20 protein-coding genes and 1 tRNA gene are annotated in these 18661 nt (G+C 66.8%); 20 read left to right on the forward strand and 1 reads right to left on the reverse strand.

All coding sequences use genetic code 11. The features are described from left to right. Window positions 1-5 precede the first annotated feature (5 nt). Together AC3WP6_RS08030 and metH are read left to right on the forward strand one after the other, a co-directional pair. Window positions 6-1085: a homocysteine S-methyltransferase family protein gene (locus tag AC3WP6_RS08030; protein WP_492627203.1), complete on the forward strand. Its 1080-nt coding sequence runs from the start codon at window positions 6-8 to the stop codon at window positions 1083-1085. Next, window positions 1085-3775, forward strand: coding sequence for a methionine synthase (metH, locus tag AC3WP6_RS08035; RefSeq protein ID WP_492627204.1), 2691 nt, complete (start codon window positions 1085-1087; stop codon window positions 3773-3775). The genes AC3WP6_RS08030 and metH overlap by 1 nt, the downstream gene beginning before the upstream one ends. Window positions 3776-3896: 121 nt before the next feature. Here the strand turns inward: metH and AC3WP6_RS08040 are convergent, their stop codons facing one another. Beyond that, complete coding sequence (locus AC3WP6_RS08040) at window positions 3897-4217, reverse strand: lipid-A-disaccharide synthase N-terminal domain-containing protein (RefSeq protein ID WP_492627205.1); 321 nt, start codon at window positions 4215-4217, stop codon at window positions 3897-3899. A gap of 97 nt (window positions 4218-4314) precedes the next feature. On the opposite strand from AC3WP6_RS08040, the gene AC3WP6_RS08045 reads away from it, so the two are divergent. From AC3WP6_RS08045 to fabG, 18 genes are all read left to right on the forward strand, one after another. After that, window positions 4315-4389: transfer RNA gene (locus AC3WP6_RS08045), tRNA-Val, on the forward strand. A 229-nt stretch (window positions 4390-4618) separates the two neighbouring features. Then, the gene (locus tag AC3WP6_RS08050; protein WP_492627206.1) at window positions 4619-5722 is read left to right on the forward strand and encodes a Glu/Leu/Phe/Val dehydrogenase dimerization domain-containing protein; all 1104 of its coding nucleotides are present in this window, start codon (window positions 4619-4621) and stop codon (window positions 5720-5722) included. Window positions 5723-5981: 259 nt separating this feature from the next. Beyond that, window positions 5982-6251, forward strand: a complete 270-nt coding sequence (locus tag AC3WP6_RS08055) for an acyl carrier protein (RefSeq protein WP_492627207.1) — start codon at window positions 5982-5984, stop codon at window positions 6249-6251. Between the two features lie 13 nt (window positions 6252-6264). Next, window positions 6265-7035, forward strand: a complete 771-nt coding sequence (locus AC3WP6_RS08060; protein ID WP_492627208.1) for a glycosyltransferase family 2 protein — start codon at window positions 6265-6267, stop codon at window positions 7033-7035. Then, entirely contained in the window at window positions 7023-7634 is a 612-nt protein-coding gene (locus tag AC3WP6_RS08065) for a LolA family protein (RefSeq protein ID WP_492627209.1), read from the forward strand. Before AC3WP6_RS08060 ends, AC3WP6_RS08065 begins: the two co-directional genes overlap by 13 nt. Continuing rightward, complete coding sequence (locus tag AC3WP6_RS08070; protein ID WP_492627210.1) at window positions 7631-10003, forward strand: MMPL family transporter; 2373 nt, start codon at window positions 7631-7633, stop codon at window positions 10001-10003. Before AC3WP6_RS08065 ends, AC3WP6_RS08070 begins: the two co-directional genes overlap by 4 nt. Then, entirely contained in the window at window positions 10000-11223 is a 1224-nt protein-coding gene (locus AC3WP6_RS08075; RefSeq protein WP_492627211.1) for a beta-ketoacyl-ACP synthase, read from the forward strand. Before AC3WP6_RS08070 ends, AC3WP6_RS08075 begins: the two co-directional genes overlap by 4 nt. After that, on the forward strand, window positions 11223-12470 hold the full coding sequence (locus AC3WP6_RS08080) for a beta-ketoacyl-[acyl-carrier-protein] synthase family protein (protein WP_492627212.1): 1248 nt from the start codon (window positions 11223-11225) through the stop codon (window positions 12468-12470). Before AC3WP6_RS08075 ends, AC3WP6_RS08080 begins: the two co-directional genes overlap by 1 nt. Further along, window positions 12467-13186 carry a beta-ketoacyl synthase chain length factor gene (locus AC3WP6_RS08085; RefSeq protein ID WP_492627213.1) on the forward strand — a complete coding sequence of 240 codons (720 nt, stop codon included), beginning with the start codon at window positions 12467-12469 and terminating at the stop codon, window positions 13184-13186. The genes AC3WP6_RS08080 and AC3WP6_RS08085 overlap by 4 nt, the downstream gene beginning before the upstream one ends. Continuing rightward, entirely contained in the window at window positions 13162-13950 is a 789-nt protein-coding gene (locus tag AC3WP6_RS08090) for a lysophospholipid acyltransferase family protein (RefSeq protein WP_492627214.1), read from the forward strand. Before AC3WP6_RS08085 ends, AC3WP6_RS08090 begins: the two co-directional genes overlap by 25 nt. Continuing rightward, entirely contained in the window at window positions 13947-14090 is a 144-nt protein-coding gene (locus AC3WP6_RS08095; RefSeq protein WP_492627215.1) for a hypothetical protein, read from the forward strand. The genes AC3WP6_RS08090 and AC3WP6_RS08095 overlap by 4 nt, the downstream gene beginning before the upstream one ends. Continuing rightward, window positions 14075-14620, forward strand: a complete 546-nt coding sequence (locus AC3WP6_RS08100; protein ID WP_492627216.1) for a COG4648 family protein — start codon at window positions 14075-14077, stop codon at window positions 14618-14620. The genes AC3WP6_RS08095 and AC3WP6_RS08100 overlap by 16 nt, the downstream gene beginning before the upstream one ends. Further along, on the forward strand, window positions 14617-14967 hold the full coding sequence (locus AC3WP6_RS08105) for an ApeI family dehydratase (RefSeq protein WP_492627217.1): 351 nt from the start codon (window positions 14617-14619) through the stop codon (window positions 14965-14967). The genes AC3WP6_RS08100 and AC3WP6_RS08105 overlap by 4 nt, the downstream gene beginning before the upstream one ends. Window positions 14968-15165: 198 nt before the next feature. Continuing rightward, entirely contained in the window at window positions 15166-15597 is a 432-nt protein-coding gene (locus tag AC3WP6_RS08110; RefSeq protein WP_492627218.1) for an acyl-CoA thioesterase, read from the forward strand. Next, window positions 15594-16304 (forward strand): class I SAM-dependent methyltransferase, encoded by a 711-nt coding sequence (locus tag AC3WP6_RS08115; RefSeq protein WP_492627219.1) that lies wholly within the window; start codon window positions 15594-15596, stop codon window positions 16302-16304. Before AC3WP6_RS08110 ends, AC3WP6_RS08115 begins: the two co-directional genes overlap by 4 nt. Beyond that, the gene (locus AC3WP6_RS08120; RefSeq protein WP_492627220.1) at window positions 16301-17479 is read left to right on the forward strand and encodes a beta-ketoacyl-ACP synthase; all 1179 of its coding nucleotides are present in this window, start codon (window positions 16301-16303) and stop codon (window positions 17477-17479) included. Before AC3WP6_RS08115 ends, AC3WP6_RS08120 begins: the two co-directional genes overlap by 4 nt. After that, window positions 17476-17934, forward strand: a complete 459-nt coding sequence (locus tag AC3WP6_RS08125) for a hotdog family protein (protein WP_492627221.1) — start codon at window positions 17476-17478, stop codon at window positions 17932-17934. Before AC3WP6_RS08120 ends, AC3WP6_RS08125 begins: the two co-directional genes overlap by 4 nt. Beyond that, entirely contained in the window at window positions 17927-18655 is a 729-nt protein-coding gene (fabG, locus tag AC3WP6_RS08130; protein ID WP_492627222.1) for a 3-oxoacyl-ACP reductase FabG, read from the forward strand. The genes AC3WP6_RS08125 and fabG overlap by 8 nt, the downstream gene beginning before the upstream one ends. Window positions 18656-18661 lie beyond the last annotated feature (6 nt).

Here is an 18661-nt window from a genome sequence, read left to right on the forward strand (position 1 = left end):
ACCCGATGAACACCCTGCCCTGGTTGCACCCCGACCGCGTTGCGTTGCTCGAAGCCGGGCTGGCACGCCGCATTCTTATCCTGGATGGCGCGATGGGCACCATGATCCAGGCCCATCGCCTGGATGAATCGGGCTTCCGCGGCGAGCGCTTCAAGGATGGCCTGGATAGCCATGTCCACCACGACCACGCCGGCGGCTGCGACCTGAAGGGCGACAACGACCTGCTGACGCTGACCCACCCCGACGTCATCCGCGAGATCCACGAAGGCTATTACGCGGCCGGCGCCGACTTGGTGGAGACCAACACCTTCAACGCCACCCGCATCAGCCAGACCGACTACCACCTGCAGCACCTCGCGCGCGAGCTGAACCTCGAAGCCGCGAAGCTCGCGCGCAGCGCCGCCGACAAGTTCAGCGCGCAAACGCCGGACAAGCCGCGCTTCGTCGTCGGCGTGCTCGGCCCCACCAGCCGCACCGCGTCGCTGTCGCCCGACGTCAACGACCCCGGTTTTCGCAACGTCACCTTCGAGGAACTCGCCGAGGGCTATGCGGAATCGGCCGGCGGCCTGATCGACGGTGGCGCCGACGTCCTCATGGTGGAAACCATCTTCGACACCCTGAACGCCAAGGCTGCGCTGTACGCGCTCTCCGAGGTGTTCCGCACGCGCGGCGCGCGGCTGCCGATCATGATCTCCGGCACCATCACCGACCGCTCGGGGCGCACGCTCTCCGGGCAGACCGCCGAGGCGTTCTACTACTCGGTGCGCCACGCCAACCCGCTCGCCGTCGGCTTCAACTGCGCGCTCGGCGCCGAAGACCTGCGCCCGCACATCCAGACCCTGGCCGGCATTGCCGACTGCCGCATCACTACCCATCCCAATGCCGGCCTGCCAAACGCGTTCGCCGAGTACGACGAGACACCCGAACACATGGCCGGCGTGATTGGCAGCTTTGCCCGCGAAGGCCTGCTCAACATCGTCGGCGGCTGCTGCGGCACCACCCCGGCGCACATCGCGGCGATTGCCACCGCAGTCGCCGACTGCGCACCACGCGCCCTGCCCGCGCTTTCCACGGAGGCCGCGTAATGCCCCGCTACACCTGCCTTTCCGGCCTCGAACCGCTGGTCATCACGCCGGACATGCTGTTCATCAATATCGGCGAGCGTACCAACGTCACCGGCTCGGCCCAGTTCAAGAAGCTCATCAAGGAAGACCGCTACGCCGAGGCGGTGGAAGTGGCGCGCCAACAGGTGGCCAACGGTGCCCAGATCATCGACGTCAACATGGACGAGGGCATGATCGACGCCGAACAGGCGATGGTGAAATTCCTCAACCTGATCGCCGCCGAGCCCGACATCGCGCGCGTGCCGGTGATGGTCGACTCCTCCAAGTGGAGCGTGATCGAAGCCGGCCTGCGCTGCCTGCAAGGCAAGGGCGTGGTCAATTCCATCTCGCTCAAGGAAGGCGAGGAACCGTTCCGGCGCGAGGCGCGGGAAATCCTGCGCTACGGCGCCGCCGCGGTGGTGATGGCATTCGACGAGAACGGCCAGGCCAGCACGGTGGAGGAGCGCCTGCGCATCTGCGAACGCTCCTACCAGCTGCTCACGGAAGAAGTCGGCTTTGCGCCGGAAGACATCATCTTCGACTCCAACATCTTCCCGATCGCGACCGGCATCGAGGAACACGCCAACAACGCGGTCAACTTCATCGAAGCCGCCAAGCTGCTGCGCCAGCGCTTTCCGCTGTCGCACCTTTCCGGCGGCGTCTCCAACGTGTCGTTCTCGTTCCGCGGCAACAACACCGTGCGCGAGGCGATCCACTCGGTGTTCCTCTACCACGCCATCAAGGCAGGCATGGACATGGGCATCGTCAACGCCGGCCAGCTCGCGATCTACGACGAGCTGGAGCCCGAGTTGCGCGAGCGGGTGGAAGACGTGGTGCTGAACCGCCGCGCCGACGCCACGGAACGCCTGCTGGAAATCGCCGAGCGCTACCGCGCGCAAAAAGGCGAGGCCGCGGTCGAGACGCTGGCGTGGCGCGAAAAAGATGTGCGCGACCGGCTCACCTACGCGCTGGTGCACGGCATCGACCAGTACGTGGTGGAAGACACCGAAGAAGTGCGGCAAACCTGCAAGCGCACGCTCGACGTGATCGAAGGCCCGCTGATGGACGGCATGAACGTGGTCGGCGACCTCTTCGGTGCCGGCAAGATGTTCTTGCCGCAGGTGGTGAAATCCGCGCGCGTGATGAAAAAGGCCGTCGCCTACCTGTTGCCGTTCATGGATGAGGAAAAGAAGCAATCCGGCAACACCAGCCGCTCCAACGGCAAGATCGTGATGGCCACGGTCAAGGGCGACGTGCACGATATCGGCAAGAACATCGTCGGCGTGGTGCTCGCCTGCAACAACTTCGAGGTGATCGACCTCGGCGTGATGGTGCCGGCGCAGAAAATCCTCGACACCGCGATCGCCGAGCACGCCGACATGATCGGCGTCTCCGGCCTCATCACGCCGTCGCTGGAGGAGATGGCCAACGTCGCCAAGGAAATGAAGCGACGCGACTTCCACATTCCGCTCCTGATCGGCGGCGCCACCACCTCGCGCGTGCACACCGCGATCAAGATCCAGCCCAACTACGACACCGCCACCGTGTGGGTGAAGGACGCCTCGCGCGCCGTGGGCGTGGCGCAATCGCTGGTGTCGAAGGAGCTGGTTGGCGATTTCCTTGCCAAGGTGCGCGCCGATTACGCCGAGGCGCGCGAGCGTCACCGCAACCGCGGACCGGCCAAGAAGCTGGTGACGATCGACGCCGCGCGCGCGCATCGTTTCAATTGCGACTGGGCGGCCTACGAACCGCCGCAGCCGCGGAAACCCGGCATCACCGTGTTCGACGACTACGACCTGGCCACCATCCGCCAGTACATCGACTGGACGCCGTTCTTCAAGGCGTGGGAACTCGCCGGACATTTCCCGGCCATCCTTACCGACCCCGTCGTCGGCAAGCAGGCCAGCGAGGTGTATGCCGACGCGCAAAAAATGATGGATCGCATCGTCAACGAGAAGTGGCTCACCGCGCGCGCGGTGATCGGCTTCTGGCCGGCGGCGAACACCGGCGACGACGTCGAGGTGTACACCGACGACACCCGCAGCGAAGTGCTCGCCACCCTGCACAGCCTGCGCCAGCAGGCGGACAAGCCGGCCGAGCGCCCGGACCTCTGCCTCGCCGATTTCATCACGCCAAGGGAATACTGCAAGCGCGACTGGATCGGCGGCTTCGCCGTCACCGCCGGGCTCGGCATCGAAGAGCACCTGAAGCGCTTCATCGCCGAGTACGACGACTACTCCTCGATCATCCTGAAAGCGTTGGCCGACCGCTTGGCCGAAGCCTTCGCCGAACACATGCACCAGCGCGTGCGCCGCGAGTTCTGGGGCTTCGTGCCCGACGAAACCCTCGACAACGACGCGTTGATTGCCGAAAAGTACCAAGGCGTGCGCCCGGCCCCCGGCTACCCCGCTTGCCCCGACCACACCGAAAAAGCCACGCTGTTCAAGCTGCTCGACGTCACCGCGAACACCGGCATCGAACTCACCGAAGGCTTCTCGATGTACCCGGCCGCCGCGGTCTCCGGCTGGTACTACTCCCACCCTGACAGCCAGTACTTCGTCGTCGGCCGCCTCGGCAAGGACCAGATCACCGACTACGCCAAACGCAAGGGCTGGACCCTCGCCGAAGCCGAGCACTGGCTCTCATTCAATCTGGACTATGAGCCTGAGTAGCCGTGATCCGGGAGTCGGGATTCGGGTAGAGCAGAACCGCGCGAGATGCGGAGCGTCGCGTGCTTTGCCGAATCTCCAATCTCCAATCTCTAATCACGAATCACGGCTCACGGCTCACGGCTCACGGCTCTTCAATCACTCTCTTGTGCCGAAGATGCACCACGAGGTTGTACCCCGACACGAACACCGGGAAGAGGTTCGACAGGATGCCGACGGAGTCGTTCTTGCCGATGGTGAAGTAGGCCAGGAGCATCACGCTGCCCAGCACGGACAGCCACCAGAACGCCAGCGGCATCACGACTCGCTTGTACTTGCGGGTGTAGTAGAGCTGCACGAACCAGCGGCTGGTGAACAGCGCCATGCCGGTGTAGCCGACGATTTTCCACGGCGTAAGGTGGAACTCCTGCAAGGCTTGCAGGATCTGGGCAAGGTCGTGGGGCATGGTGCGTGGCGCCTGATGTAAAGGCCGGCATTTTACGGCACGCGGCCTCCGCGGTTGACCGCGGTCGATGTGCCCCGTATAGTTGCGCGCTCTCGGCGGGCGGTTAGCTCAGCGGTAGAGCACTGCCTTCACACGGCAGGAGTCACAAGTTCGATCCTTGTACCGCCCACCACCGAATCGACGACGCGAGGCCCGGTTTATCCGGGCCTCGCGTCGTCTTGCGCGTCGCCGGCATGCAGCCGCCGCCACCGACGACCACGGCGCGCGTACTACAATGCACGACTTGCTTCACGGCGCGACGCTGTTTCGGGCAGGTCGTGTGCAGGGGCTGATTCGGCCGCGGGCAACTGGCGGCCACCCACCGATGCCTGCGGGCAGTTTTCCTTGGAGTTGTCGCAGCAATGATTTTTGAAACCATCGCCGGCACCGGCCACGAGCAAGTGGTGTTCTGCCAAAACCAGGATGCGGGCCTCAAGGCCATCATCGCGATCCACAACACCGTGCTTGGCCCCGCGCTGGGCGGCCTGCGCATGTGGCCGTACAAGACCGAGCAGGAAGCCGTGAACGACGTGCTGCGCCTGTCGCGCGGCATGACCTACAAGAACGCGGTGGCCGGCCTGAACCTTGGCGGCGGCAAGGCCGTGATCATCGGCGACCCGGCAAAAGACAAGTCCGAAGCGCTGTTTCGCGCGTTCGGCCGTTTCGTCAACTCGCTCGGCGGGCGCTACATCACCGCCGAAGACGTCGGCATCGACGTCAACGACATGGAATACGTGTTCCGCGAAACCGAATACGTCACCGGCGTGCACCAGGTGCATGGTGGCTCGGGCGACCCCTCGCCGTTCACCGCCTACGGCGCGTTGCAGGGCCTGATGGCCACGCTGCATTTCCGCCACGGCAACGAGGACGTGGGCAAGTACAGCTACGCGGTGCAGGGTTGCGGCCACGTCGGCGGCGAGCTGATCAAGCTACTGCGCGAACAGGGCGCCAAGGTGTTCGTCACCGACATCAACAAGCAGGCGGTGCAGCGCTGTGTGGACGAGCTGGGCTGCGAGGCAGTCGGCATCGACGAGATCTACGACGTCGACGCCGACGTGTTCTCGCCGTGCGCGCTGGGCGGCACGGTGAACGAGAACACCATCGACCGCATCAAGGCCAAGATTATCTGCGGGCCGGCCAACAACCAGCTTTCCACCGACGCGATCGGCGATGAGCTGAACCGCCGCGGCGTGCTGTACGCGCCCGACTACGCGGTGAACGCCGGCGGCGTGATGAACGTGTCGCTCGAAATCGACGGCTACAACCGTGAACGCGCGATGCGCATGATGCGCACGATTTACTACAACCTCGGCCGCATCTTCGAAATCAGCAAGAACGAAAACGTGCCGACCTACCGTGCGGCAGATCGGCTGGCCGAGGAACGCATCGCGGCGGTTGGCAAGATCAAGCTGACCTACATGGGCAACAACCATCCGCGCTTCCAAGGGCGCATGCGCGGGCAGTAACCCGATTGGCTGCACAGAGTAAGAGGCCGCCGCGGGGCGGCCTTTTGCATTTGCATCCGCACAAAAGCCGGCCTTCACGTCTCTGTTACAATTGCTGGGCCTGTCCAGCGCGCGTTCCACAGGGGGAACCACGGCCGAGCATGCGTCGCATTGCGCTCGCAATCGCCTCGGCCTGCCGCTGTCACGACACCTGCGGCGCCCGTGCGCTGCGTCCAGGAAGGCCAGCCGTCAGCATGGAACATCAGGAGCTACACCGCGCATGAGCACCCTTCTTGCCGCCGACATCACCGACAGCGACCTTCTTGCGCGCCTGCGCGAAGTGCTGCAGGACATTTTCGAGGTCGAACCAGCCCAGGTCACGCCGGCGGCCAACCTGTTCACCGACCTCGGGCTGGACAGCATTGACGCGGTCGACCTTGCCATCCAGGTGCAGGAGATGACCGGCATGCGCATCAAGCCCGAGGACTTCAAGAGCGTGCGCACCGTGGGCGACGTGATCGGGGCGGTGCGGCAACTTCTGGTGCGTTGAGCGGGACCTGCACATGCCTGACGTCATCGGCCACTGCGTTTCCTGTGCCGTGATTCCGGTCTACGACCACGGCACCACGGTGGGCGCCACAGTCGACGCGCTGCTTGCGCATGGGCTGCCGGTGATCCTGGTCGATGATGGCAGCCACATGGCAACCCGCGCCGTGCTCGACGCATTGGCGTGCCGCGACGGTGTGGCCCTGCTGCGTTTGCCGACCAACTGCGGCAAGGGCGCGGCCGTGGCCGCCGGCCTGGGTGCGGCCCGCGAGCGCGGATTCAGCCATGCGCTGCAAGTGGATGCCGACGGCCAGCACGACACTGCCGACGTGCCGCGCTTCCTGGCCGCGGGCCACGCGCAACCGGAAGCGCTGATCTGCGGTGTACCGCGTTACGACGCCAGCGTGCCGCGCGGGCGCCTCTATGGCCGCTACCTCACCCACGTCTGCGTGTGGCTGGAAACCTTGTCGCTGGCGATCAAGGACTCGATGTGCGGTTACCGGCTTTACCCGCTCGCTGCCAGTTGTGCGGAAATCGCGGCACACACGCCACCGGCACGGATGGATTTCGACACCGAAATCGCCGTGCGGCTGTATTGGCGCGGGCTGTCCATCGTCAACCTGCCGACGCGCGTGATCTACCCTGCGAACGGGTTGTCGCACTTTCGCCTGTGGCGCGACAACCTGCGCATCTCGGCCATGCACACCCGCCTGCTGCTTGGCATGCTGCCGCGCGCCGTGCGGCTGCTGCGTCGCTGTCCACTTCGGGAGCCTGCATGCGCCGCCTGATCCTTGTCCTGCTCGCCTGCCTGCTTGCCCCGTTCGCGCAGGCACAAGGCAGCGCGCCACTGCTGCACCAGGTCCTGGACGAACTGGGCCAGCACCCGGCCGTACGCGCCGATTTCATCCAGACCCGCACCGCCCCGGCACTCGATCAGCCGCAGGTCAGCACTGGCCACCTGTTGTTCGTGCTGGGCCGCGGCATGCTGTGGCAAACCGTGACGCCCTTTGCGCAGACCCTGGCGCTGACTGGCACACGCACGGCCAGAGTTGATGCTGACGGCCGCCTGCATGCGATGCACGGCGACCGTGGCGTAAGCCAGGTGTCGCAGATGCTGCAAGGCATGCTGGGTGGCAAGGTGGACGCAGCGCTGCGCCAGTTCGACGTGGTGGCCAGCGGCACATCTGCCGACTGGGTGCTGCGGTTTACCCCGAAGCAGGCGCGTGTGGCGCGGGTGCTGACCAGCATCACGCTGATCGGCGACCGCTACCTGCAAGGCATCACGATCGACATGCAGGACGGCACCCGCACGCAGATCCGGTTCGCCAGCACGCGGGCCGCGGGGGCACTCAGCACACTCGAAAGCGGGGCGCTCAGCGCGCCATGAGCACGCCGGGCATCAAGCTGCGCGCCGGGGCGTTTGCGCTGACCACGCTGCTGGTCGCGGCAGTCGGCGCATGGTTGTTGTTTGGCCGTGGGCCGCTGCCGATCCAGACCGACCTGCTCGCCATGCTGCCGGCCACCGAACAAAACCCGCTGGCCGAGGCCGCCGTGGCGCGCCTGGCGCATGCCAACGGCGACCGCATGGTGCTGGTGGTCGCCAGCGCCGATGACGCACACGCGAAGGCGGCCGCGCGCGCCCTCGGCCGGGCGCTGGCCGCGCACAAAGTGTTCGCCAGCGTCGCCGCCGAGCTCCCGCCGTTCGACCTGGCGCAACTGAGCGCCCCCTATCTCGCGCATCGCCATTGGCTTTTGACGGCCAGTGATCGCACCGCGCTTTCCCAGCCCGGATTCGACTTGGCACAGGCGCTGGCGCAGCGGCTGAACGAGCCGTTTCTCACTGGTGTTGGCGTGACGCTGGCGGAGGATCCCTTCGGCACCTTGCAGCACTTCCTCGCCGCCCAGCCGTGGAACCGCTCGCCGCTGATGCCGGAGGATGACCTGCTGGTGGCGCACGCCGGCGATCAAACGCAGGTGCTGGTGACGGCGATGCTGGCGGGTTCGGCCTACGCCAACGACGTGCAGCGCCGTGCGCTGTCCGCACTCGCCGACGCCGAAGCGCAATTGCGCGCGCACTGGCCCGATGTGCGCCTGCTGCGCACCGGGGCCGTGTTCTATGCCGCCGCGGCGCGTGCCGGCGCCGAGCACGACGTGCACATGGTGGGCTGGATTTCCACCGCCGGCATCGCCCTGCTGCTGCTTGCGGTGTTTCGCACCGTCGGCCCACTCGCGCTCACTTTCCTTTCGACTGTCGTGGGCGTGGTGGCGGCCACCACGGTAACCTTGCTGGTCTTTGGGCAGGTATTCCTGCTGACGCTGGTGTTTGGTGCCGCACTCCTGGGGGAGGCGGTGGATTACTCCATCCAGTACCTCACTGCACGCGCCAACGCCGGGACACGCTGGCAAGCAGGAACCGGCATCCGCCAGGTACGCAGCGCGCTGCTGCTGGCCCTGGTGACCTCGCTGCTCGGCTACGCGCTGCTCGGCCTGGTGCCCTTCCCGGCGCTGCGCCAGATGGCGGTGTTTGCGCTGGCCGGCATGAGCGCCGCGTGCGCCAGTGTGTTCTGGTTGTTGCCGGCGCTGCTGGCGCACCCGGCCAAGCCGATGACGCCGCTGCTGGTGCGCGGCGCGCATTCCCTGCAGCAGACCCTGGCACGGCCGGCCCGTGGTTGGCGTGGTGCCGTGCTGGCCGTCATCGTGCTGGCACTGGCCATACCCGGCTGGCTGCGGCTCAAACACGACGACGACGTGCACAACCTGATCGCCCAGCCGGCAAGCCTCACTGCACAGGAAGTCCGCATACGGGCCATCACCGGCCTGGGCAACGCCAGCCAGTTCTACCTGGTGCAAGGTGCCGATGAGGACGCCACGTTGCGCCACGAGCAGGTGCTGGAGACGCGGTTGCAACAGCTGGTGGATGACGACCAGCTCGACGGTTTCCTCGGCCTTGCCAGCATGGTGCCGGCAATGAGCCAGCAAACGCAGAACCACGCGGTGTTCGCGCGCTGGTTCGACCACCCCGACAGTTTGCGCAAAACCCTTGCCGACGCCGGCTTCCGCGCTGCCGCGATCGACGCCTGGCTCGCCAGTTGGCCCGGCACCCCGCTGACCCTCGACGCTTGGCTGCGCACGCCGCTGGCGACGCCATTCCGACAGTTGTGGATGGGCTGCAACCAGCACGGCTGCGCCTCGCTGGTGCTGCCGCAAGGCGCTGCCGGTGAACGCGTGCTGGCCAGCGCCGCAGCGGGCCTGTCCGGCGTCACGCTGGTGGACAAACCCGCCAGCGTCTCCGCGCTGTTCGGCCGCTACCGCGGCTACGCCAGCCTGTGGCTGATCGCCGCCATGCTCGCCATCGTGCCGGTATTCGGCTGGCGTTACGGCTGGCGGCATATGCCGCGCGTGATGGCGCCGCCGGCGCTCGGCATTGCATTGACACTGGCGACGCTCGGTTATTTCGGTCAACCGCTGACGCTGTTCCACTGGATGGCGCTGATGCTGGTGCTTGGCGTGGGTGCGAATTACGCGGTGTTCCTGTTTGAAGGCGAACCGCACACCGTCGACCGTCCCGGCGCGATGTACGCCAGCGTGCTGCTTTCCGCCCTCACCGCCCTGCTCTCCTTCGGCCTGCTCTCGCTCAGCTCCCTGCCGGCGCTGCGCGATTTTGGCCTGACCTTGTTGCTGGGCATCGGCTTCACCGCTCTGCTGGTGCCGGTGAGCCGGGCCAACCTCGGCCCTTGCCATGGAGACCCGGCATGAAGCGCGTCGTCGTTACCGGCATGGGGGGCATTTCGCCGCTTGGCCACGATTGGCCCACGATTGCCGCCCGCTTCCATGCCCGCCGCAACGCCGTGCGACGCATGCCCGAATGGGATTATTTCGACGCGCTGAACGGTCGCCTTGGCTGCCCGGTGGACGACTTCGCCGCGCCGCCATGGCCGCGTCAGAAAACCCGCTCGATGGGTCGCGTGGCACAGCTCGCCGTCGCTGCCAGCGAGCGCGCGTTGCGTGACGCCGGGCTGCTCGACGATCCCGGCATCCGTGATGGCAGCATGGGTGTCGCCTACGGCTCTTCCGGCGGCAGCGTCGAGCCAGTGCGGGTAATGGGCCACATGCTGGAAACCGGCTCGATGCAGGGCGTCACCGCCACCACTTATATCCAGATGATGAGTCACACCACGGCGGTGAACATTGGTGTGTTCTTCGGCCTCAAGGGCCGCGTCATTCCCACCTCCAGCGCGTGCACGTCGGGCAGTCAGGCGATCGGCTATGGCTACGAGGCGATCCGCTACGGTAAACAAACGTTGATGCTGTGCGGCGGCGCCGAAGAACTCTCCGGACCCGGCGTCGCCGTGTTTGACACCTTGTTTGCCACCAGCACGCGCAACGACACCCCGACCCTGACGCCGCGCCCGTTCGATGCCCACCGCGACGGCCTGGTCGTAGGTGAAGGCGCGGGAACCTTGATCCTCGAGGAGTACGAACACGCGAAGGCACGCGGTGCCCGGATCCACGCTGAAGTCGTGGGTTTCGGCAGCAATGCCGACGGTGCCCACATCACCCAGCCGACCGCAGCCACGATGGCGGTGGCGATGCGTCTGGCTCTGGACGACGCCGGCCTGCCGGCGAACGCGATCGGCTATGTCAGCGCGCATGGCACGGCCACCGACCGCGGCGATGCCGCAGAGAGCGAAGCCACCGCACAAGTGCTTGGCGCCCGGGTACCGATCAGCGCGGTGAAAAGCTACAGCGGCCATACGCTGGGCGCCTGTGGCGCGCTGGAGTCGTGGTGGGTGATCGAGATGATGCGTGAAGGCTGGTTTGCGCCCATCTTGAACCTCGAACAGCGCGCGGCAGACTGCGCCGAGCTGGATTACATCACCGGCGACGGGCGCACCCTGGCAACCGGGCTGGTAATGAACAACAACTTCGCGTTCGGCGGCATCAATACCTCGCTGATCTTCAAGGCGGTCGGCTGATGGCCGTGCACGACGCCAACGGTTTGCAGCGCGTGGTGGTGACCGGCATCGGCGCGGTGTCCTGTGTCGGCGTTGGCAGCGCGGCATTGCTGGCGGCGTTGCGCGAACGGCGGCATGGCCTGCGCCGCATGCCGGCTTTCGCGTCGCTCGGCATGCGCGGTCGGGTAGGTGGACCGGTCGACGCAGTCGCGTTGCCGGACGAACCACCGCGCAAACTGCGGCGGTTCATGGGCGCCCCGGCGCGTTATGCCTGGCATGCCGCAAACGAGGCGATCGCCCAGTCCGGCCTGGTGCCCGCGCAACTCGCGCAGCCCAGTGTCGGGGTCGTCATCGGTGGCGGTGCCGCGCTCAGCGAACACGAACGTGCGCTGGCCAGCCATCGCGCCAAAGGCATTGCAAAGCTGTCGCCGTTCATCGTGCCACTCGGCATGAGTTGCGCGCCTTCGGCCAGCCTGGCTTTGGCCTACGGTCTCCGCGGCGTCAGCTACACCCTGAGTGCCGCATGCAGCAGCGGTGCCCACGCCATCGGCCACGCACTAGACCTGATCCGCCTCGGCCGGCAGGAGGTGGTCATCACCGGCGGCACCGACGAACTGCATCCAAGCACCGCGATGTGGTTTGACGCAATGGGTGCACTGTCCACTCAACTTGATCCCGCGCACGCCGCGCGGCCGTTCCACCGTGATCGCGACGGCTTGGTGTTGGCCGCAGGTGCCGGTGTGCTGGTGCTGGAATCGCTGGCGCATGCGCAAGCGCGCGGTGCCCGCGTGCTGGCCGAACTTGCCGGCTACGGCAGCGCGACGGATGCCGACAACATGGTGGCCTCGGGCAGCGCCGGCATTGCACACGCCATGCGCAGCGCATTGGCGGGAGCGCGCCATTCGCCGGATTACCTGAACGCCCACGCCTGCGGTACCGCGGGCGATCTTGCCGAGTGGCAGGCGATCGCGCGGGTGTTCGCCGAGCGCCAGACGCCAGTACCGCCGATGTCTTCGCTCAAGGGCTTGCTTGGCCACGCGCCGCAGGCGGCGGGCGCCCTGGATGCGGTTGCCTGCGTGCTGATGTTGCAACATGGCCTGCTCGCCGCCGGCGCCGAGATCGACGCCCGCGACCCGGCCTTTGCGGCCGCGCCGCTACTCGAAGCCAACCGTGCGGCCCAGATCGAGAGCGTGCTCAGCACCAGCTTCGGTTTCGGTGGAAGCTGTGCGGCGTTGCTGCTGCGCCGCTGCGCGGAGGCTGGTACATGACGGCATTTCGCATCGAAGGCTGGCAAGCCTGGGCACCGGGGCTCACGGATGCCGCTGCGTGGCAGGCCTGGGTAGCGGCACCCCGCGCGGTGGCAGATGACGGCACGCTGCAGCCCGATTGCGCGTTCCTGCCACCGCTGCAGCGCCGTCGCCTGAGCCGCATGGCACGCATGGTGTTCAACACGGCGTGGCCGCTGTGCGCTGCCGGCGAAGAATTGCCCTTCGTGTTCGGCTCGCACTACGGCGAAACCACGCGGATCTGGCAATTGCTGGGGAACATTGCGGCTGGGGAACCGTTGTCGCCGACGGCGTTCGGGCTTTCCGTCCACAACGCCATTGCCGGCCAGTGGTCGATCCTGCGCGGTCAGCACGGGGAATCCACCGCCATTGCCGGTGCCACGGACACTTTCGAACATGCGGTGCTGGAAGGCGTCTTGCAACTGGCTGCTGGCGCGCCCGCGGCGCTGGTTGTGGTGGCCGAGGAATTGCCGCCGGCTGCGTATGCGCCATGGGTGCGCGACGTGCCGTTCTCGCACGCGCTCGCCCTGCGCCTTGGCCACGGTGACGACTGGCGCCTTGAGCTGTCGCACCGCGCGGAAGAGCCGCCTTGCGCGTGGCCACACGCGCTGGATTTTCTGCGCGCCATGCTGCAGGCACAAACCGGGATTCATCATGCTTGCGAGGGTCGCCGATGGACTTGGCTGCGCACGCATTGACCGCTCGCCGCGATGCGTGGGCGTGGCGCCTTTTGGCGACCGGCGCCAGCTTCGTGCTGTTCGGCCTCGGTGGCCTGCTGCTGGCCGCCATGTTGCCGCTGCTGGCCTGCGTACCTGGCCATCCGGTGCAACGGCGGCAGCGGGCCCGCGCAGCGGTCGGTGGCGCGTTCCGCCTGCACGCGTGGTTCATGCGCGCGACGCGCGTGCTGGACATCAGCATCGAAGGCAGCGCACGGCTTGGTCGCCCCGGCCAGCTCATCGTCGCCAATCATCCGTCGCTGATCGACGTGGTGTTTCTGCTCGGGCAGGTGCCGCAGGCCAATTGCATCGTGAAGGCCGCGCTGCTGCGCAATCCGTTCACCCGCGGTCCGATGCGTGCTGCTGGATACATCGGCAACGACGGCGAGCTCGAAACGCTGGAACGCGCGGCCGCTGCGCTGCACGCCGGCGAATGCCTGCTGGTGTTTCCCGAGGGTACGCGCACGCCACCCGGCACCGCGCCCCGCTTCCAGCGCGGCGCCGCCGCCATCGCGCTGCGCGGAGCGCGCGAGGTGCTGCCCGTATTCGTGCGCGTTGCCCCCACCACCCTTACCAAGGCGGAACCGTGGTATCGCATCCCGCCGCGACGCGTGCAGGTGCAACTGCGCGTGGGCGTGCCGTGCCGGCCGGTCGACTTTGCGCAAAATCTGCCGCCACCGATCGCCGCGCGTCACCTGACCGACCATCTGCACCGTCTGTATGCCAAGGAGCTTGCCACGCCATGAGTCTCAACGCCCCGATTGCGCCTGAACGCGACCATGCGTGCCGCATCGTCGGCACGCCCAACCTCGAAGGCAGCGCCAACACCGCGCCCAGCCATGCCGCCTTGGCCACCCGCACTCAAAGCCCATGCATCGCGTCCTGAACATTGCGCTGCCGCTGGCAGGCGTGCTGTATCCGTTTTTTGTGTATTACGGCATGGACCACATCGCGCCGCCGGTGTTTGCGCTGGCACTCGGCGCGGTGTGGCTGATCCGCGCCCCGAGCCTGTCGCGCGAACCGGGCGGGCGCTGGATGCTGGGTGCGGCGCTGGCCTACTGCGCGCTGCTCGCAGCCAGCGGCGAGGCGATGCTGCTGCGCTGGTACCCCACGCTCATCAGCCTGCTGCTGCTCGCCGCGTTCGGCCTCAGCCTGAAGTTCGGGCCGCCGTTGGTGGAACGCATCGCGCGCGTGCGCGAGCCAGCACTGCCGGACGTCGCCATCCCGTATACGCGCAAGGTGACCTGGGTCTGGGTCGGCTTCTTCGTGTGGAACGCTGCCGCTTCGGCCGCGCTCACGCTGTGGGCACCGCTCACCTGGTGGACGCTGTACAACGGCTTCCTCGTGTACTTCATCATGGGTCCACTGTTCATTGGCGAATGGCTGATCCGCAAGCGGGTGCGGGCACGCGCATGATCGAGCTGCCCACCATCCTTGGCGTGCACCGCGATGGCGACGATTGCACCGTGACGGTACTGATACGTCGCGACCTCGCCTTTCTCGTCGGCCACTTCCCGGGCCACCCGGTGGTGCCCGGCGCGGTGCAGGTCGGTTGGGCACTCACGCTCGCGGCGCAATACCTCGGTACCCCTGCTGCCTGTCGTGACATGGAGGCGCTGAAGTTCCAGCGCCTGCTGCTGCCCGGTCAGCAAGTCACGCTGTCGCTGCGCTTTGACCATGCGCGCAACAAGCTGCATTTCTCGTGGCTTGACGGCGCCACGGCGTACTCCTCCGGACGCCTCGTGCTGGAGCAGCCGGCATGACCACAACACGCCACTGGGCGGGTGAACGCGAGCACGGTGGGCCCCCCGCCGTTACCCGCAGCGCCTTGCCAACTCGCGCCGACCTGCGCAAACACCCCGTTGATGCTCGCGCGCAACGTCATGCCGACCGACTCGGCCAACGGTGCCCGCATGCGCCGCTGCAGCGGTTCCCCTTCCCCCCTTGTCGGGAGGCCGCCGATGCGTAAGCCCGGTGTACTGCACGTCGATACCGCGCTGACGGTGCCGTTTTTCGATGTCGACTCGATGCACGTGGTGTGGCACGGGCATTACGTGAAATATCTTGAAATTGCCCGCTGTGCGCTGCTCGACCACATCGGCTACGGCTACCGCGCGATGCAGGAGGCTGGTTATCAGTGGCCGGTGATCGACCTGCAACTGCGCTATGCGCACGCGGCGCGTTTTGGCCAACGCCTCAACCTGCGGGCCGACCTCGTCGAATGGGAAAACCGGCTGAAAATCCATTACCTCATCAGCGATGCCGAAAGTGGCGCGCGGTTGACCCGTGCCAGCACGGTGCAAGTTGCGGTGAGCCTCGCCGACGGCGCCATGCAGCTGGTTTCGCCCGCGGCCTTTGTCCACGCCGTCGAACTTGCCCTCACCAAGCCATGAATTACGCCAGCCCCACCTATGTCCCGGACACGCGCCTGGGGTTTCGTTTTCTCGCCAGCCGCACCTGGCAACGCCACGTGTTGCGGGTAGCCATTGAAGACCTGGCCTGGCTCGCCGGCGCGTTGCCGCATACCGACACCTTGCTTGATGTGGGTTGTGGCCAAGGGCGGTCATTCCGCCTGCTCGATCGCGTGTTTTCACCAAGGCGCCTGGTGGGGCTGGATGCCGACCCGGTCAGCATCGAACGGGCGCGCGCCGAAGCTGCGCGCGAAGGGGTGGCGGTGGAACTCGTGCTGGGGGACTGCGCCGCCATCGATCTGCCCGATGCCAGCGTGGATGTGCTGTTCTGCCATCAGGTGTTCCATCATCTGGTGGAGCAGGAGGATGCGTTGGCGGAGTTCTGGCGCGTGCTCAAGCCCGGTGGAACCCTGTTGCTTGCCGAGTCCACCCGTGCGTACATCGACACCTGGGTGATCCGCTGGTTTTTCCGGCACCCGATGCAGGTGCAAAAGAGCGCACCGGAGTACCTCACCATGCTGCGTGCACAAGGTTTTGTTTTCGGCGATGCCCAGGTTTCACTGCCATACCTGTGGTGGAGCCGCGCGCGGGATTTCGGCCTGCTTGAACGCCTGCACCTGCGCCAGCCGCCACCGCCCGGACGCCGGGAGGAGACACTGGTGAACGTGGTTGCCCGCAAACCGGCATGAGTACCGCCTACCTCAACACGCTCGGTATCGTGTGCGCCCTCGGTGCCGACCGGGCTGCCGTGGCGCAGGCGCTGTTTGCCGGCGACACCGATCGCCTTGTGCCGACGCCCGGCTGGATCCCAGGCTTCACGCCGCCGGTTGGCCGGGTGCACGCCGAGCTTCCCGCATTGCCGGCAACGCTGTGGGCCCACGACAACCGCTGCAACCGTTTGTTGCTGGCGGCGGCACACCAAATCGAACCGGACTTGCAGGCGGCGGCGACGCACTACGGCAGGTTGCGCATCGGCGTCGTGCTCGGCACCAGCACCGGAGGCATCGAAGAGGCCACCGTCGGACACGCGGGTTACCGGCAGACCGGCGCATGGCCGCGCGGTTATCACTATCGCGATCAGGAGCTTTCCGACCCGGCGCAGTGCCTTGCCGACTGGCTCGGCAGCGAAGGCCCGTGCTACGTCATTTCCACGGCCTGCACCGCGGGCGCGCGGGCACTGATCAGCGCGCAGCGTCTGCTCGATGCCGGGGTGTGCGATGCCGTGGTCTGCGGCGGCGTCGATGCCTTGACGCGCTTGCCACTGAATGGCTTTCATGCGCTCGGTGCGCTGGATGGCGAGCACTGTCGCCCGTTCGCGGCCGATCGGCACGGCATCAACCTGGGCGAGGCGGCAGCGCTGTTCCTCATGACCCACGAGCGCGGCCCGGTGCACCTTGCCGGAACAGGCGCCAGCTCGGACGCCTATCACATGTCATCGCCCGAACCGGGCGGCACCGGTGCCCGCGACGCGATGTTGACCGCTCTCGCCCGGGCGCAACTCGGCCCCGGGGCGATCGACTACGTCAACCTGCACGGCACGGCAACACCGCTCAATGACGCGATGGAAGCGCGCGCCATGGCGGCAGTGTTCCCACACGGCGTGCCGTGCTCGTCGACCAAGGCGCTGACCGGCCACACACTGGCCGCCGCCGGCGCACTCGAAGCCGCCTTTTGCTGGCTGGCGCTGGATGCTGGCCGGCTGCCGCCGCACTGCACCCAAGGCCTGCTCGATGCCAGCTTGCCCGCGCTCGACTTCGTTGCACCCGGCACCCGGCTGAAACCCGGCCAACCGCACTGGTTGATGAGCAATTCGTTTGCCTTCGGCGGCAACAACGCCAGCCTGATCTTCGGGGATACGCCATGAGCCCTTGGCCGATCGCCGAACTGATCCCGCACGCCGGTGACATGATCCTGCTCGACGCCGTGCTCGAACACGACGCCGACCATGTGCGCTGTACGCACAAGGTGGCGGCCGATGGCTTGTTGCACGCCGCCGACGGGCGATTGCCCGCATGGGCGGGGGTGGAGTTGATGGCGCAGGCCATTGCCGCGTGGGCAGGCTGCACGGCGCGTGCCAAAGGTCGCCCGGTGCGCCTCGGCTTGCTACTCGGTACCCGGCAATACCGCTGCAACGTCACGGGCTTCCCGCCAGGCAGCACCTTGACGGTAAGCGCACGCCGCGAATTCAGCGACGCCACCGGCATGGGCGTGTTTGTCTGCCGCATCGAGGCCCCCGGCGTGCTGGCCGAAGCCAAGCTCACGGTTTTCAGCCCACCCGATGCCACCGCTCTCTTCGCCACGGCGCTTTCCCATGACTGACCGCATTCTGGTGACTGGCTCCAGCCGCGGCATCGGTCGCGCCATCGCCATGCGGCTTGCTCGCGACGGCTATGACATCGCACTGCATTGCCGCACCCGGCGCGACGCTGCCGACGCTGTCCACGCCGAGATCGTTCAAGCCGGCCGCAGCGCGCAGGTGTTGCAGTTCGATCTTGCCGACCGCGATGCGTGCCGATATGCCCTGGAGGCCGACATCGCCGCGCACGGCGCGTATTACGGCGTGGTGTGCAACGCCGGCATCACCGCCGATGCGGCCTTCCCCGCACTCACCGACGCGGACTGGGACCGCGTGCTGCGCACCAACCTCGACGGTTTCTACAACGTGCTGCACCCGGTAGTCATGCCCATGATCCGTCGCCGCGCACCCGGTCGCATCGTGTGCATCACCTCAGTCTCCGGCCTTGTCGGCAACCGCGGGCAGGTGAACTACAGTGCGTCCAAAGCCGGTGTGATCGGCGCGGCCAAGGCGTTGGCGGTGGAGCTTGCCAAGCGCCGCATCACGGTGAACTGCGTCGCACCCGGCCTTATCGACACCGACCTGCTCGCCCCCGAGGTACCCGTCGCCGAGATCGTGCAGATGATTCCCGCCGCGCGCGCCGGCACACCGGCAGAGGTGGCTGCGGCGGTGGCTTTCCTCGTCAGCCCGGACGCGGGCTACATCACCCGGCAAGTGTTGGCCGTCAATGGCGGCTTGTGTTGATCGCAA

The sequence above is a fragment of the Rhodanobacter sp. FW106-HT46G03 genome, assembly GCF_058789895.1.

What these genes read in the sequence shown, in the direction of transcription:
- AC3WP6_RS08030 (WP_492627203.1), top strand. Translation starts at nt 6, where the DNA reads ATGAACACCCTGCCCTGGTTGCACCCCGACCGCGTTGCGTTGCTCGAA.
- metH (WP_492627204.1), top strand. Translation starts at nt 1,085, where the DNA reads ATGCCCCGCTACACCTGCCTTTCCGGCCTCGAACCGCTGGTCATCACG.
- AC3WP6_RS08040 (WP_492627205.1), bottom strand. Translation starts at nt 4,217, where the DNA reads ATGCCCCACGACCTTGCCCAGATCCTGCAAGCCTTGCAGGAGTTCCAC.
- AC3WP6_RS08050 (WP_492627206.1), top strand. Translation starts at nt 4,619, where the DNA reads ATGATTTTTGAAACCATCGCCGGCACCGGCCACGAGCAAGTGGTGTTC.
- AC3WP6_RS08055 (WP_492627207.1), top strand. Translation starts at nt 5,982, where the DNA reads ATGAGCACCCTTCTTGCCGCCGACATCACCGACAGCGACCTTCTTGCG.
- AC3WP6_RS08060 (WP_492627208.1), top strand. Translation starts at nt 6,265, where the DNA reads ATGCCTGACGTCATCGGCCACTGCGTTTCCTGTGCCGTGATTCCGGTC.
- AC3WP6_RS08065 (WP_492627209.1), top strand. Translation starts at nt 7,023, where the DNA reads ATGCGCCGCCTGATCCTTGTCCTGCTCGCCTGCCTGCTTGCCCCGTTC.
- AC3WP6_RS08070 (WP_492627210.1), top strand. Translation starts at nt 7,631, where the DNA reads ATGAGCACGCCGGGCATCAAGCTGCGCGCCGGGGCGTTTGCGCTGACC.
- AC3WP6_RS08075 (WP_492627211.1), top strand. Translation starts at nt 10,000, where the DNA reads ATGAAGCGCGTCGTCGTTACCGGCATGGGGGGCATTTCGCCGCTTGGC.
- AC3WP6_RS08080 (WP_492627212.1), top strand. Translation starts at nt 11,223, where the DNA reads ATGGCCGTGCACGACGCCAACGGTTTGCAGCGCGTGGTGGTGACCGGC.
- AC3WP6_RS08085 (WP_492627213.1), top strand. Translation starts at nt 12,467, where the DNA reads ATGACGGCATTTCGCATCGAAGGCTGGCAAGCCTGGGCACCGGGGCTC.
- AC3WP6_RS08090 (WP_492627214.1), top strand. Translation starts at nt 13,162, where the DNA reads ATGGACTTGGCTGCGCACGCATTGACCGCTCGCCGCGATGCGTGGGCG.
- AC3WP6_RS08095 (WP_492627215.1), top strand. Translation starts at nt 13,947, where the DNA reads ATGAGTCTCAACGCCCCGATTGCGCCTGAACGCGACCATGCGTGCCGC.
- AC3WP6_RS08100 (WP_492627216.1), top strand. Translation starts at nt 14,075, where the DNA reads ATGCATCGCGTCCTGAACATTGCGCTGCCGCTGGCAGGCGTGCTGTAT.
- AC3WP6_RS08105 (WP_492627217.1), top strand. Translation starts at nt 14,617, where the DNA reads ATGATCGAGCTGCCCACCATCCTTGGCGTGCACCGCGATGGCGACGAT.
- AC3WP6_RS08110 (WP_492627218.1), top strand. Translation starts at nt 15,166, where the DNA reads ATGCGTAAGCCCGGTGTACTGCACGTCGATACCGCGCTGACGGTGCCG.
- AC3WP6_RS08115 (WP_492627219.1), top strand. Translation starts at nt 15,594, where the DNA reads ATGAATTACGCCAGCCCCACCTATGTCCCGGACACGCGCCTGGGGTTT.
- AC3WP6_RS08120 (WP_492627220.1), top strand. Translation starts at nt 16,301, where the DNA reads ATGAGTACCGCCTACCTCAACACGCTCGGTATCGTGTGCGCCCTCGGT.
- AC3WP6_RS08125 (WP_492627221.1), top strand. Translation starts at nt 17,476, where the DNA reads ATGAGCCCTTGGCCGATCGCCGAACTGATCCCGCACGCCGGTGACATG.
- fabG (WP_492627222.1), top strand. Translation starts at nt 17,927, where the DNA reads ATGACTGACCGCATTCTGGTGACTGGCTCCAGCCGCGGCATCGGTCGC.